The organism is Cognatishimia sp., assembly GCF_049116455.1.
Classification (GTDB): Bacteria; Pseudomonadota; Alphaproteobacteria; order Rhodobacterales; family Rhodobacteraceae; genus Cognatishimia.
On record NZ_JAGDYW010000004.1, the window covers coordinates 32,782 to 47,115 of the forward strand.

The 14,334-nt window shown below is 52.7% G+C and carries 10 protein-coding genes; 3 read left to right on the forward strand and 7 right to left on the reverse strand.

Translation table 11 applies throughout. The annotated features are described in order from the left end of the window. Nucleotides 1-58: 58 nt before the first annotated feature. From JXQ85_RS11605 to JXQ85_RS11635, 7 genes are all read right to left on the reverse strand, one after another. Nucleotides 59-2,875: a molybdopterin oxidoreductase family protein gene (locus tag JXQ85_RS11605; RefSeq protein WP_421749091.1), complete on the reverse strand. Its 2,817-nt coding sequence runs from the start codon at nt 2,873-2,875 to the stop codon at nt 59-61. 25 nt (nt 2,876-2,900) lie between these two features. Then, entirely contained in the window at nt 2,901-3,932 is a 1,032-nt protein-coding gene (locus JXQ85_RS11610; protein ID WP_421749092.1) for a YeiH family protein, read from the reverse strand. 54 nt (nt 3,933-3,986) lie between these two features. Beyond that, nucleotides 3,987-4,994 carry a phosphate acetyltransferase gene (gene pta, locus JXQ85_RS11615; protein ID WP_421749093.1) on the reverse strand — a complete coding sequence of 336 codons (1,008 nt, stop codon included), beginning with the start codon at nt 4,992-4,994 and terminating at the stop codon, nt 3,987-3,989. 24 nt (nt 4,995-5,018) lie between these two features. Beyond that, nucleotides 5,019-6,788 (reverse strand): sulfoacetaldehyde acetyltransferase, encoded by a 1,770-nt coding sequence (xsc, locus tag JXQ85_RS11620; protein ID WP_421749094.1) that lies wholly within the window; start codon nt 6,786-6,788, stop codon nt 5,019-5,021. Nucleotides 6,789-7,077: 289 nt separating this feature from the next. After that, complete coding sequence (locus JXQ85_RS11625) at nt 7,078-8,535, reverse strand: PLP-dependent aminotransferase family protein (protein ID WP_421749095.1); 1,458 nt, start codon at nt 8,533-8,535, stop codon at nt 7,078-7,080. Nucleotides 8,536-8,683: 148 nt separating this feature from the next. Beyond that, complete coding sequence (locus JXQ85_RS11630; protein ID WP_421749096.1) at nt 8,684-9,304, reverse strand: GNAT family N-acetyltransferase; 621 nt, start codon at nt 9,302-9,304, stop codon at nt 8,684-8,686. A 6-nt stretch (nt 9,305-9,310) separates the two neighbouring features. After that, nucleotides 9,311-10,708, reverse strand: coding sequence for an aspartate aminotransferase family protein (locus JXQ85_RS11635; protein WP_421749097.1), 1,398 nt, complete (start codon nt 10,706-10,708; stop codon nt 9,311-9,313). A 410-nt stretch (nt 10,709-11,118) separates the two neighbouring features. On the opposite strand from JXQ85_RS11635, the gene JXQ85_RS11640 reads away from it, so the two are divergent. The 3 genes from JXQ85_RS11640 to JXQ85_RS11650 are packed head-to-tail and all read left to right on the forward strand — an operon-like array spanning nt 11,119 to nt 14,317. Further along, nucleotides 11,119-12,117, forward strand: coding sequence for an ABC transporter substrate-binding protein (locus JXQ85_RS11640; RefSeq protein WP_421749098.1), 999 nt, complete (start codon nt 11,119-11,121; stop codon nt 12,115-12,117). Nucleotides 12,118-12,155: 38 nt separating this feature from the next. Continuing rightward, nucleotides 12,156-13,010, forward strand: coding sequence for an ABC transporter ATP-binding protein (locus JXQ85_RS11645; protein ID WP_421749099.1), 855 nt, complete (start codon nt 12,156-12,158; stop codon nt 13,008-13,010). After that, complete coding sequence (locus JXQ85_RS11650; protein WP_421749100.1) at nt 13,007-14,317, forward strand: ABC transporter permease; 1,311 nt, start codon at nt 13,007-13,009, stop codon at nt 14,315-14,317. The genes JXQ85_RS11645 and JXQ85_RS11650 overlap by 4 nt, the downstream gene beginning before the upstream one ends. Nucleotides 14,318-14,334: the final 17 nt, after the last annotated feature.

The following is a 14,334-nucleotide window of genomic DNA, read 5'->3' on the forward strand; positions in this document are numbered from 1 at the left end:
TGGGGTCTTGCCCCAGACCCCAGAGTATTTTGAGAAAAGTGAATGGAAGATGAGGTCATCATTTGCCGACCTTCCATTCCAGATTGTCTGGGCCTTGGCCGACCGGAGATTTGATCTCTGGGAAGGCTGGCTGGGCTTGTTCGCCCGCAGGTGCATCGGCCTTTTCGATTTTGACGCGCAGATCAAACCATGCCGCCTGACCCGTGATTGGGTCAGAATTGGCCACCCGCATGCCATCGCCCTTGGCAGGCAGCAGTTCGTGAATGAGGTGATTGAGCAAGAAGCCCTGCTTGGCTTCCGGCGCGTCTTTATCAAGCGCCCAAGCCCCTTTGCGTTTCCCGATCGCATTCCAAGTCCAAACGGTGTTTTCGTTCAGCGCTTCCTGTAGGGCGACAGGCACAGTGATGGTACCGTGGGTCGAGGTGACCTTGGCCCAATCGCCTTCATCGAACCCGTGCTCATTCCAAAGCTTGGTCGGAAGATAAAGTGGGTTGGTGCCATGCAGCTGACGCAACCAGGCATTTTGCGTGCCCCAGGAGTGGTACATTGCCATTGGGCGCTGGGTCAGGGCGTGGATTGGGTATTCATCTAGATCAACCGCTGTGTCTTCGAATGGTTCGTACCAGAATGGCAGCGGATCCATGATGTGTTTGACGCGTTCACGCAGGTTCTCTGGTGGTTGGCGGTCGCCATGGCCTTCGGCCGCGCGTTGGAATTTACGCATTGGCTCAGAATAGAGCTGGAACAGGTAAGGGGATGGTGCATCGTAGATACCCATGCCCACAGCCCAGTCTTGATAAGCGCTGTTCCATGGTTTGTAGTAGTCAGCACCTTCTGGGATGTGCTCGACGAAGAAGCCGCCGTTCTCGATGTAGCGATCCAGCTGATCTGGGTTCACCTCACCACGGCCAACCTTATCGCCGTCTTTGCCACGGAAGCCTGCCAATGGGCCAATGCCCGGCTTGCGCTCGTGGTTCACGATGTAATCTGCGTAGTCTTCCCACTTTGCGGAGCCGTCGTCGTTCACGAAGCCCTGCATTCCCAGACGGTTTGCCAGGTGGATCAGCGTGGATTGGAAACCGCGTACATCACGGTCAGGTTCAATGACTGGCCAACGGATCGCATCCGCCGCTGCCTCTGCTTCACAGATCGGACGATCCAGCAGAGAGATACAGTCGTGACGTTCCAGATAGGTGGTGTCTGGCAGGATCAGGTCAGCATAAGCCACCATTTCAGAGCTATAAGCATCCGAATAGATGATGTTCGGGATCACATAGTCGCCGTTCTCATCTTTGTCGGTCAGCATCTCGATCACACCACGGGTGTTCATCGAAGAGTTCCACGACATGTTCGCCATGTACATAAATAGCGTGTCGATCTTATAGGGATCGCCTGCGTGCGCATTGGAGATCACCATATGCATCAGACCGTGGCTCGACATTGGATTTTCCCAAGTGAAGGCCTTGTCAATGCGGATCGGAGAGCCGTCTTCTTTCAGCATCAGATCTTCTGGGCCACGGGTGAAGCCTAGGTGTGGGCCATCAAGTGGCGCGCTTTTGGAGACTTTGCCGTGTGGCTTTGGATGCTGTTCGATTGGCTTTGGATAAGGCGGCTTGAAGCGGAAGCCACCTGGGACTTCGACTGTGCCCAATACGATCTGCAACACGTGCAGCGCACGGCATGTCTGGAAACCGTTGGAGTGCGCAGAGATGCCGCGCATGGCGTGCATCGCAACTGGGCGACCAATCATCTTGTCATGCTTGTCGCCGCGGAAGTCGGTCCACTCGTGATCCAGTGTGAAGCTTTCTTCAAAGGCCACGCGTGCAAGTTCTGCCGCAATGGTTTTGATCTTCTTCGCAGAGACGCCGGTTTTCTCGGCAACTGCTTCTGGCGCGTATTGTGGGTCGAGATACTTCTCGGCCATCTTCGCCATTACAGTTGTGTAGGTCTTACCGTCAGCCTCATGGGTCGCGCCAAGGTTTGGACGCGCGCCCTTCTGGTCAAACGGCACCAGATCACCGGTGACGCTGTCGATAACCATGACTTTGTCATCTGCGTTGCGCAGCAAAAGGCCCGTGTCTGGATCGATTAGCGCCGGCGCATTGGTGTATTGTGCGAGGTATTCCAGATCGATTTTGCCCGCTTTCATCAGCTCATGCACAAGCGATAAGATAAATAGACCATCGGTGCCTGGTGTAATGCCAACCCATTCGTCTGCCACAGCGTTATAGCCAGAGCGCACAGGGTTCACGCCGATGACTTTGCCGCCGCGGCCTTTGATTTTGCTGATACCCATTTTGATTGGGTTAGAATCGTGGTCTTCGGCAACACCGAAGATCATGAATAGCTTCGCGCGATCCCAGTCTGGCTGGCCAAACTCCCAGAAAGCGCCGCCCATAGTGTAGATACCGCCTGCGGCCATGTTCACAGAGCAGAAGCCGCCGTGTGCTGCAAAGTTTGGCGTGCCGAAGTTTTGCGCCCAGAAACCGGTGAAGGATTGGGATTGATCACGGCCTGTAAAAAACGCCAGCTTCTCAGGGTTGTTGTCGCGCAGAGGTTTCAGACGGGAGACTGCGATGTCCAGCGCTTCATCCCAGCTTATTTCTTCAAATTCGCCAGAGCCACGTGGGCCTACGCGTTTCATTGGCGCTTTCAGGCGCGATGGGGCGTTGACCTGCATAATACCCGCCGAACCTTTCGCGCAAAGAACACCCTGGTTCACAGGGTGGTCTCGGTTGCCTTCGATATAGGCGACTTTGCCGTCTTTCATGTGCACGTTGATGCCGCAACGGCAGGCACACATGTAACAGGTGGTTTTCCTGATCTCGTCCGAGACCTTCGGTGAGGTATCGATCTTAGGTTGCTGGAATGTCATCTGGCTTCCCTGTTCTGGTTTGGCGTTATGTCAGCAGTTTGATCCCTGCGAGGATGAATGCGGCGATAAAGACCGTCTCAAGTACGATCAGCGCGATGGCCGCACCGCCGACGGAGAGAATCTGCTTAAGGTTCGTTTTCATGCCCACCGCGGCGATCGCGATCAGCAGGAGCCAGCGCGAAGCGTCACTGAGGAAATCAGCGACGAAGACTGGAATGAGGTGGAATGAGTTCAGAGCGGCGAGCACCAAAAAGCCAACCACAAACATCGGCAAAATTGGGGGGCGCTTTCCGTCTTCTGGCAGTTCGGCATAGTTGCGGATCAAAAGCGAAGCAACCAATACAATCGGGGCCAGCATGGCCACACGGATCAGCTTAACCAAAGTTGCTGTGTCGCCAGTATATTCAGAAATCGAAAAGCCTGCGCCCACAACCTGAGCGACATCGTGGATCGTGCCCCCAAGGAAGACACCGCTTTGAAGTTCGGTCAGTTCGAGCCAGTTCACGAGCACCGGATAGGCGATCATGGCAATTGTCGATAGAACAGTGACGCCCATAACCGTGAAAATCAGTCGTTCTTCAGAACGCTCGTCTTTGGGTAAGATGGCGATGATCGCCATCGCTGCGGAGGCACCACAGATCGCAACGGATCCAGCTGTCAGAAAAGAGAAGCGCCATTTGTGGCCGAAGAAGCGTCCAAAGGCGAACCCAAATGCGATCGTTGCAAGGACGCCCGCGATCACCAATAGGATCAGCTCAAGCCCAAGCCCAGCCATAAGATCAATGGAAATTCGAACGCCAAGCAGCGCAACACCTAGTCGAAGTAGCGTGCGGGCAGAGAAACCAATGCCTGCAACCGCTTTGCCTTCTTCAGAAAGAAAGCTCACCGCGATGCCCAGCAGCAATGCCAAGAGCATTGCCGGAGTTGCATAGTGTTCGGACATAAATTTGGCCGCAACGGCGACCATAATAGCGACAATCACACCCGGAAATAGGGTGCGTGCCTGTTCTTTAATCCTGGCAATGAGCTGGGAGCTTGATGAGATTGAGGCGTTCATTGCGAGGAAGGGATCCTTTTTTATTGTTGCGCGTTTCCCAGAATGAGAAAATCGTTAGCTGTCGAGCGCCTGCAAAGCTGTAACAGCGATCATCTGGGTGACGTCTTCTGCAGAACAACCACGTGAGAGATCATTTGCTGGCTTTGCCAAACCCTGCATCACAGGACCAATGGCCATATAGCCACCCAATCGTTGAGTGATCTTGTAGCCAATGTTACCGGCATCAAGGTTTGGGAAAATCATGACGTTGGCATGGCCCGCCACTGCAGACTCTGGAGCTTTGCGTTCGCCAACTGACGGTACAAAGGCTGCATCAAACTGCAATTCGCCATCTGCTTCCAGATCTGGTACGGCTTCTTTAAACAAGGCTAGGCCCTCAGACACTTTGGATACAGCCGCGTGGCGTGCGCTGCCCATGGTTGAGAAGCTGAGGAAAGCAATCTTTGGGGCCGTTTCCAATAGGGCCTTGCATGATTTTGCAGAAGCCTTGGCGATTTCAGACAGCTCTTGCGCGGATGGATCAATCACCAGGCCACAATCGGAATACAGCATTGCCCGTGCACCTTCGGTGGCGGATTCAGGCGGGTACATCAAGAAAAAGCTTGAGACCATTGCAGCGTTTTTATCAACGCCAATCACCTGAATAGCACTGCGAACAATTTCGCCGGTGGTCAGAACAGCACCGCCAAGAGTGCCTGTGGCATGACCCAAACGTACGAGCATCGCGGCATAAACGGCAGGGCTTTGAACTGTGGCCAGTGCCTTGGCTTCGTCTACACCTTTGTGCTTGCGCAGATTGTGGTACTCGGCTGCAAAGGATGCGGTCAGTTCGGACGTCAGCGGGTCGTGGACTTGAACGCCTTCGCATTCAGACGCGCCTTGAGCAGTTAGCTCGGCACGGACAGCGTTGGCGTCTCCTACGAGAATAACATTGGCCAAATCGGCCTGATTGGCGGCAAGCGCCCCCGCGACGATGCGGGGATCACTGCCTTCACATAAGGAAATAACCGGGCGAGTGGACGGAGCCTTAGATTTAAGGAGCTCCTGAGGGAGTAAAGTCATTGGATCCGTCCTCTCGTAATCCGATTATTGAGCCTGCATGTCGTCGCGGTTGATACCCGCAACTTGAACAGGTGGCTTCATCGCGTCGCGACGGAATGGCTCACCAAGTTCTTGGTTCAACAGGATTTCGATGAATGTAGTTTCTTTTTCATTCATCTGACGCTTAACCGCTTTGTCCAGCTCAGAAGTCAGCTCTTCCATGGACGTGACTGCAACACCGTGGACGCCACAGGCTTTCGCGATTCCGGCGTAAGACACTTCTTGGGACAGTTCTGTACCCACGAAGTTGTCTTTGAACCAAAGTGTAGTGTTACGTTTTTCAGCACCCCACTGGAAGTTGCGGAAGATAACCATTGTGATTGGTGGCCAGTCGTCACGGTTCACAGACACCATCTCGTTCATAGAGATACCGAATGCGCCGTCACCAGCGAAGCCAACAACAGGCGTATCTGGGCAACCAACTTTCGCGCCACAAATCGCAGGGAAACCGTAGCCACATGGACCGAACAGGCCAGGTGCGAGGTACTTACGGCCATCTTCGAAAGATGGGTATGCGTTACCGATCGCACAGTTGTTGCCGATGTCAGAAGAGATAATCGCTTCTTTCGGTAGTGCTGCTTGGATTGCGCGCCATGCCATACGTGGGGACATTTTGCCAGGTTCGCGATCACGTGCACGTTCGTTCCAAGTTGTGCCCGGATCGTCGTCTTCGTGGTCCATGGACGTCAGCTGCTGGGCCCAAGTGGATTTTGCGTCTGCGATGGTGTTCTTGCGTGCTTCGCGACCTTCGTCACCAGCATTGTCACCCAAACGCGCCAAGATGCCTTGAGCAACTTTTTTCGCGTCGCCAACGATACCAACAGTTACTGGCTTGGTCAGGCCGATACGATCAGGGTTGATGTCAACCTGGATGATCTTCGCGTCACGTGGCCAGTAGTCGATGCCGTAACCTGGCAAAGTGGAGAATGGGTTCAAACGTGTACCCAGCGCAAGAACAACGTCCGCTTTCGCGATCAGTTCCATGCCGGCTTTAGAACCGTTGTAGCCCAGAGGGCCAGCAAACAGTGGGTGAGAGCCTGGGAACGCATCATTGTGCTGGTAGCCAACACATACTGGCGCAGTCAGACGCTCAGCGAGTGCAGCGGAATCTTCGATTGCGCCACCCAGAACAACGCCTGCGCCGTTCAGGATCACTGGGAATTTCGCGGAAGACAGTAGTTCAGCTGCTTTGGCAACAGCTTCGTCGCCACCCTGTGGGCGTTCAAATTCCACGATCGCTGGTAGCTCAATGTCGATTACCTGTGTCCAGAAATCACGTGGGATGTTGATTTGTGCAGGTGCAGACGCGCGTTTCGCTTGCAGGATAACGCGGTTCAGAGTTTCGGCCATACGGGATGGGTCACGAACTTCTTCTTGGTAAGCAACCATATCTTCCAGCAGCGCCATTTGCTCTACTTCTTGGAAGCCACCTTGGCCAATTGTTTTGTTCGCAGCCTGTGGGGTTACGATCAGCAGTGGAGTGTGGTTCCAGTATGCTGTTTTGATTGGTGTAACCAAAGAGGTGATGCCTGGGCCGTTTTGCGCGACCATCATAGACATTTTACCGGTCGCACGGGTGTAACCGTCCGCCATCATACCTGCGTTGCACTCGTGTGCGCAGTCAAAGAACTTGATACCAGCCGCTGGGAACAGGTCGGAAATTGGCATCATCGCAGAGCCAATAATGCCGAAAGCATTATCGATGCCATGCATCTGAAGCACTTTTACAAAGGCTTCTTCGGTGGTCATTTTCATGGGTTCATCTCCTGAGAATGAGAAATGGTCGAGCAAAGCTCGGGCTGGGTTAGATTAGGGTGTGCGGGATAGGGCCAGTAGCCCCAAATATCGTCCGGAATAAGTCCAGTTGTAACGCATACAGGTATTCCTCCGATTCCCCGCGCAGGCATGCATTTTGTTATTTTTGAGAATAAATGACACTTTTAGTCTCAAAAGTCAAACAATCTTGCGAGAAATAATATTTCGCCAAATTGAGCGACAGAGACCCTAATGACAGTATAAGTCCAGACCGAGGCACAGAATGCGCCTAGTCATGTAGGGTTTCCGCAATGATCTGGATTCCTTGCGAAATTCGGTCATGTGGTATGGAAGAATATGCAAGGCGGTAGAACTCCCTTGCGCGGTTCTGACCGTAAAAGAATGTGTGCCCAGGTTCGATCAGCACACCTTTTGGCATAAGCCGTTCCGCAAGTTTATTGGTGTCGACGCCGTCTGGTGCGCGCATCCAAAATGAGCTGCCACCATGCGCCCCTTGCCCTGCAATTGTTAATCCAGACCTATCAATCGCCTCATGCATTGCCTCGCGCCGCTCCTTAAGTGCGATTCTTAGCCGACGAATCGATGCGTCGTAGTGGCCAAGTGATAAGAAGTAAGCAGCGGTACGCATGGTATGACCCGGGGGATGGCGCAGCACTGATGCGCGCAATGCGCGCGCTTCGCGAATAAAACTCTCAGCGCCCACGAGGTATCCCAGTCGTAAGCCTGGAAAAATCGACTTTGAAAAGCTGCCGACGTAGATCACACGGCCATCTTTATCCATCGACTTCAACGCAGGAGAAGGCGGGTTCAAGAATGACATTTCGAATTCATAGTCATCTTCGACAATCAATGCGTCGAGTTCACGCGCGCGGTTTAAAAGCGCCTCACGCCGCGCCATGGGCATTGTGGCTGTCGTTGGACATTGATGGCTTGGCGTTGTGAAAATAACGTCTGTTTCCGGTGGGATAGCATGGGGCGGTAGGCCATCACGATCTACGGGCAACGGGGCGAGGTGGCACCTGGATTGGGTCAGAATATCCCGCAATGCGTGGTAACAAGGATCTTCGATCGCTGCAGTCCGTCGTTGCGTTAGTAGGACTTGTGCGGTGAGCCAAAGCGCGTTTTGCGCGCCGACTGTAATCAACACTTCTTCCGGGCGAGCAACGATTCCGCGCCTTGGTAGGGTGTGGCGCACAATGAATTCTACCAGGCGTTCGTCTTCTAAATCGCAGTAATCTGTGGTCAGCGCTGAGAAGTCTTTTTGCCCAAGGGCTTGAATTGCACAGAGCCGCCAATTGGCGTGGTCAAAGAGACTGGCATCCGTTTGCCCGTAAACAAATGGATATCGATACCGCGCCCAATCGACAGGTTTGCGCGGCGTATCTCCCCCAGTGTAGCGACGCCCAATGGCACGGTTCCAATCCACCGTGTCACCCCGCTGACGCACAGCTTCAAATGGGGGGGGCTCGGGTGCGTTTTCAGAAACGAAATACCCGGATCGACCACGCGAAGACAGATAGTCATTTGCCAAAAGTTCAGTGTAGGCCAGCGTCACGGTAATCCGGCTCACGCCAAGGTGCTGCGCAAGCTTGCGAGTCGAGGGCAGCTTCTCTCCTTGCCGGAAGCGTCCCGACAGTATCCCTTCAGCAATCATTTGCTGAATTTGCGACTGCAACGTGCCCTGAAATTGAGGGTTAAGAAAGAATGTATCAACAGAGATGGACATGTGTGTCCTTCCGCCTGGACTGATTTCGGGAGCACTCTGGCCTTAGCCAGAGGTGAATTCATTTTTGTTGTATTTGATGGATTTTACAATCCGTGTGACAATTTGTGGCTTTCAGCCCTCTTATGTCGCTGAATTCTATAGCACAGTATCAGTTTAGTCGCGCAAGCAAGGTATCGCTTTTTGTGGACCATTCGGTGTTTAGAATAGAATATACCGCCACATCTTTTGCAGAGCCATCTTTAGCAACGATATCGCCTCGTAGGACCCCGTCCAAATTTGCACCTAGACCTGCAAGCAGCATACGATGTGATGAGTTGTCCGCCAGGCTGCGCAATTGGATGGTGTTGGCGCCCGCGACTTCGAACCCAAATGTCATCAACATTGTCATCATTTCGATGAACAATTCCATGTCCTTGGAAGCCAGCCAAATGTTACCAATTTCAAGCCGTTTGTTAGCGCGATCGATCGATGAAAAGCTGATCCAGCCGATCAAGCGAGAATCTGAGGTTTGGATGGCATAACTCAGGCCCAACCCATCCGCTTGACGTTCAAGCAGATAAGAAATTTCTCCCTGCATGTCGTGGCGTACGGGCAAGCGACATCCTTCAGGCATGTGAGCCGTAATTTTGGTGGCCTGCGCCAGTTGTGCGGCATGTGCATGCGACAGCGGCAAAAGCGTCAGGCGCGTACCGCAGAGTTTCCGAGGGCTAGGCCACATGAGGATATTCCAAACATAAATAAAGCCCGCGCAGAATTTGCGCGGGCTCATGGTGGTTTAGCCGAAGACTTTCGTCAGAGCGTTGTCGACTGCGTCACAAATCGCATCGATATCCGCTTCGGTTGCGATCAGTGCAGGGCTGAAGCATAGGGTGTTGTTGCGACCTGGCAGCGAGCGGTTGGTGACACCAATGATCACGCCTTGCGCGCCACAATCCGCGACAACCGCCTGAGCAAGCTTTTCATCGACCGGTTCTTTTGTTTCACGATCCTGAACCAGCTCAACACCCTGGAATAGACCGCGCCCACGTACGTCACCGATAACAGCGTGCTTTTCCTGAAGCTTCAGGAAGTTGGCCCGCATACGCTCGCCCATTTTCGTGGTGTTTTCCAAGAGATTCTCGTCTTCGATGATCTGCATGTTTGCCAGCGCTGCTGCTGGACCCGCAGTACACCCACCAAAGGTGGAGATGTCTCGGAAGAAGCTCATCTTATCGGTTGGGTCCTCTTTGAATTTATCAAAGACTTTCTCGGTGGTGACCATGCAGGCGATCGCGGCGTAACCAGAAGCAACACCTTTTGCCATGGTGACGAAATCAGGCTCGATGCCGAAGTGCTGATAGCCAAACCATGTCCCTGTGCGACCAACGCCACAAACGACTTCATCGATGTGAAGCAGGACTTCGTACTTGTCGCAGATTTCGCGAACACGTTCCCAGTAACCTTCTGGAGCCTCGATCACGCCACCGCCAGCAGTGATTGGCTCAAGGCATAGTAGACCAACAGTTTCTGGGCCTTCTTCCAGAATGACTTTTTCGATCTGATCAGCGGCTGCGCGACCGAATTCAGCACCGGAAAGATCTTCCATGCCGAGTTCATGTTTCCGGTACTCCAAGCAATGTGGAACTTTGACGAAGCCTGGAACGAATGGACCGTAATCCGCAATACGTTCGTGTTGGCCAGTTGCAGACATCGCTGCAATTGTTGAGCCGTGATAGTCACGATCACGATATAGGATTTTGTTCTTTTTACCGCCGTATTTCTGGTGAGAAATCTGACGTACGATCTTAAAGACCTTCTCGTTCGCGTCAGAACCGGAGTTGGTGTAATACACCCGAGACATGCCAGGCATTTTCTCGATCAGCTTTTCTGCGAACAGTGCTGCTGGAATCGAACCCGCTGTTTGCGCGAAGTAGCAAAGTTTCATGAGCTGGTCACGGACTGCATCGCAGATCTCTTCGCGGCCATAGCCTACGTTTACGGTCCAAACACCGCCTGAAACCGCGTCGATAAACTCTTTGCCGTTTTGATCCCAGACGCGCATGCCTTTGCCTTCGACAATGATGCGAGGATCGCTGGTTTCATATGGTTTGTGCTGGCTCAGGTGGTGCCAGACGTTTGCTTTGTCGGCTGCGACGACTTTAGAAAGGTCGTTGTCTTTGAATGTGCCGTCCATTTTAACACCTTCGGATTCGGGCTCAGAGAGCGAAATACAAGAAAAACGAGACCAGAGACTCTGATCGTTTGATTGCAGCAGTTTGCTTGGAATCTGGGCGGTGGGAATAGGGCCAGTGAATACTGTACTTAAGTCCAGTTTTGAATTTTGACCGAGTGTTTTTAGTGTAAGTTTGAAGGTAACGCAATGAAAATACAGGCGATTTATTCATGATTCGAAATTTGACGCCAATTTTCAATTTTGCATTTTTTCTCATTTTGGCTGAAAAAAACGTTGATCGGAAACGCATTTTCCGGTCGGATTAGGGTGTTGGGAGTGAAAACTCTTAATTCTAGAGATTCAGGCCAAGCATAAGGCCACCTAGATTCTACGACCGCTCTTTGGGAGCGGTCCAATCACACGGGAGAAATATGAAGATGACTTTCAAATCCAAATTCGCTGCTTTGGCGACCTCTGTTGCGATGCTCACAGGTGCGCAGGCTGCGATGGCTGAGGAAATCACCGTGGCGTACTTCCTGGAATGGCCAATGCCTTTCCAATACGCCAAGGAAACCGGCATGTATGACGAAGCGCTCGGCGCGAAAGTCAACTGGGTGTCCTTTGACACAGGTACTGCAATGAGTGCCGCGATGGCAGCAGGCGATGTTCAGCTTTCCGTTAGCCAAGGTATTCCGCCATTCGTTGTGGCCGCATCTGCTGGTCAGGACATTCAAGTACTGGACGTAGCTGTATCTTATGCGGACAACGACAACTGTGTTGTACGTGCAGACCTTGAGATCGACAAAGACAGCGCAGGCGAGCTTGCGGGTAAAAAAGTTGCCGTGCCATTGGGTACCGCGGCGCACTACGGCTTCCTGAAGCAAATGGAGCACTTCGGCGTTTCACTGGATAGCCTTGAAATCGTTGACATGGCGCCGGCAGAGGGCGAAGCCGCATTGAGCCAAGGCGCTATCGACATGGCATGTGGTTGGGGCGGCGCGCTTCGTCGTATGTTCGACTCCGGCAACGTGCTTTTGACTGGCGCAGAAAAGACTGCTCTGGGCATTCTGGTATTTGACGCAACAACTGCGCCAACTGCTTATGTCGCGGAAAACAGCGATCAAGCCGCTGCGTTCCTTGCAGTGACTGCTAAAGCAAACGCGATGTGGGCAGACGAAGCTAACCGCGCGAAAATGCTGCCAATCATCGCGAAAGACGCAGGTATGAGCGAAGATGATGCAGCCGCTACGCTGTCAACATTTGAGTTCCCAACAGTTGAAGCTCAGTTGAGCCAAGCTTGGTTGGGTGGCAATGCAGCCAACTTCATGAAAGGTGTAGCAGACGTGTTTGTCGCATCAGGTTCTATCGATGCTGCAAAGGCTTCTTACGCTGACAATGTGAACGCTGATCCGCTGACTGCGGCTCAATAATCACCCTTTAATGGGGCGCAACCCAGCGCCCCGCTTCTATGCCGCCCGGCAAGCTGGGCGGCACACCTTTCGGGGAAGGAATTCGGGTGTCTGAATTATTAATCGATAACATCTCTATGCGTTTTGATCTGCCAAATGGCGGTCATGTTCAAGCATTGCAGAATGTCACGCTGGATATCAAATCCGGCGAACTCATGAGCGTACTCGGCCCATCAGGCTGTGGTAAGACAACGTTGCTCAATATCGTTGCTGGTTTCTTGGCCCCGACGGAAGGGCAAATTAAGCTGGATGATAAAGTGGCGACAGGTCCAGGACCTGAACGCGGCATGGTCTTTCAGCAGGGCGCATTGTTCGAATGGATGAACGTGCGCGACAACGTGTCTTTCGGCCCTGACATGAAGGGGGTGAGTCGCGCTGAAAGCAAAGAAAAAGTTGAACACCTGCTTGAGGTCGTTGGCCTGCAGGACTTCAAAGAAAAGGCAATCTACGAGTTGTCAGGTGGTATGCAGCAGCGTGTCGCGCTGGCGCGTTGCCTGGCGAATGACCCCGACGTCATTTTGATGGATGAACCTTTGGGTGCGCTTGATGCTTTGACCCGTGAAAAAATGCAAAGCCTTGTTCTTGATCTTTGGAAAGACACCGGCAAGACGATCATTTTGATCACGCACTCCGTGGAAGAAGCTCTGCTGCTAGGTGAGCGCCTGTTGGTTATGGCTCCACGACCTGGTCGGGTTCATAAAGAATATCGTCTGCCATTTGCCGATCTTGGTGTTGGCAATGATTTGCGCGAAGTGAAAAAACACAAGGATTACGCTAGCACGCGTGAGGAAATCTTGGAAATGATCTGGAACATGGAAGAAGAAATCATGGGCCGGACGGAGGAAAGCGCATGACCGGTTTACTCGTACTTGCCCTCTATGTAGCGGCCTTTTTCGGATCCTTTGTGATTGCGAAACGGATTTTCAAAAGCGCTTTTGAGAAGAAGGGCTTTAACAAGCTAAAAACCGTAACGTTCGGGGATGAAAGCGCGATTACAGCCAACCGCGTTGCGTCGGTTGTTTCGGTGATCACTGTCTTCTGGCTTTGGGTTGCCTTCACTAACTCGGCAATCCCACTGCCGAAGTTCCCGGGTCCGTTTTCTGGCGATATGACGTTTACCTACACGGCTCAGCTTGAAGATGGCACTAAGGATGACGCTACTGTAAGCGTGCGTGTGTATCGCGAAGACATTCAGCAAACCGTGGATGAAAATGGAAACCCCGGTCGCGAACCTTCCGCGGCAGAGGTCGAACCAGGTGACGGCTTTGCAAAGAATGACACGCTGACAGTTGCGCGTTACGGCTTCAAGGTCGTGAATGTCTGGCAAAATGACGAAGTCTCTAAGAAAGACGGTTCTACAATCGTTGCGATCAATGGTCAGCCTATTATGCCGGGTGATAAGATCACAGTGGACGAAGGCACGCTGGGTTTGACTGACAAGGGCACTCCAACCTTTGCGCCAGCAACAGGTTTCCGGATGGCGCGTTTGTATCTGCCTGCCCCTGAAGTCGTATTTCAGCGCTTTATTTGGCTGAATAAAGAAGGGTATCAGGGTTATACTTTGATAGAGCACACACGTTATTCGCTTCAACGTGTTCTTCTGGGCTTCCTTCTTGGTGCACTGATCGGGGTTCCGATTGGATATGCCATGGGTTTGACTGGATGGGCGCGCGGTTGGTTCGATCCAATTGTCGAATTCATGCGTCCAATTCCACCTCTAGCACTGATCCCGCTGATCATTATTTGGTTCGGCATTGGTGAGACCGGTAAGATCGTCTTGCTGTTCCTGGCAGCCTTGTGGATCATGATTATTGCGGCACGATCGGGTGTGTCCGGTGTTGCGATCTCCAAAGTCCACGCGGCCTACTCGCTGGGCGCGTCCAAATGGCAGATCCTGTCTAAGGTCATTGTTCCAAACTCACTGCCTGACATCTTCACAGGCGCTCGCGTTGCGATGGGTGTTTGTTGGGGTACTGTTGTTGCGGCCGAATTGGTTGCGGCGAACGTGGGTCTCGGCAAGATGATCGTGACCGCGTCTAAGTTCCAGCTGACCGACATCATCATCGTTGGTATCATCGTGATCGGTGTGATCGGCTTTGCCATCGAAGTTGGCATGCGTGCTTTGGAAAACTGGCTGATCCCTTGGAAGGGTAAAATCTGATCTGAATGATCATATGA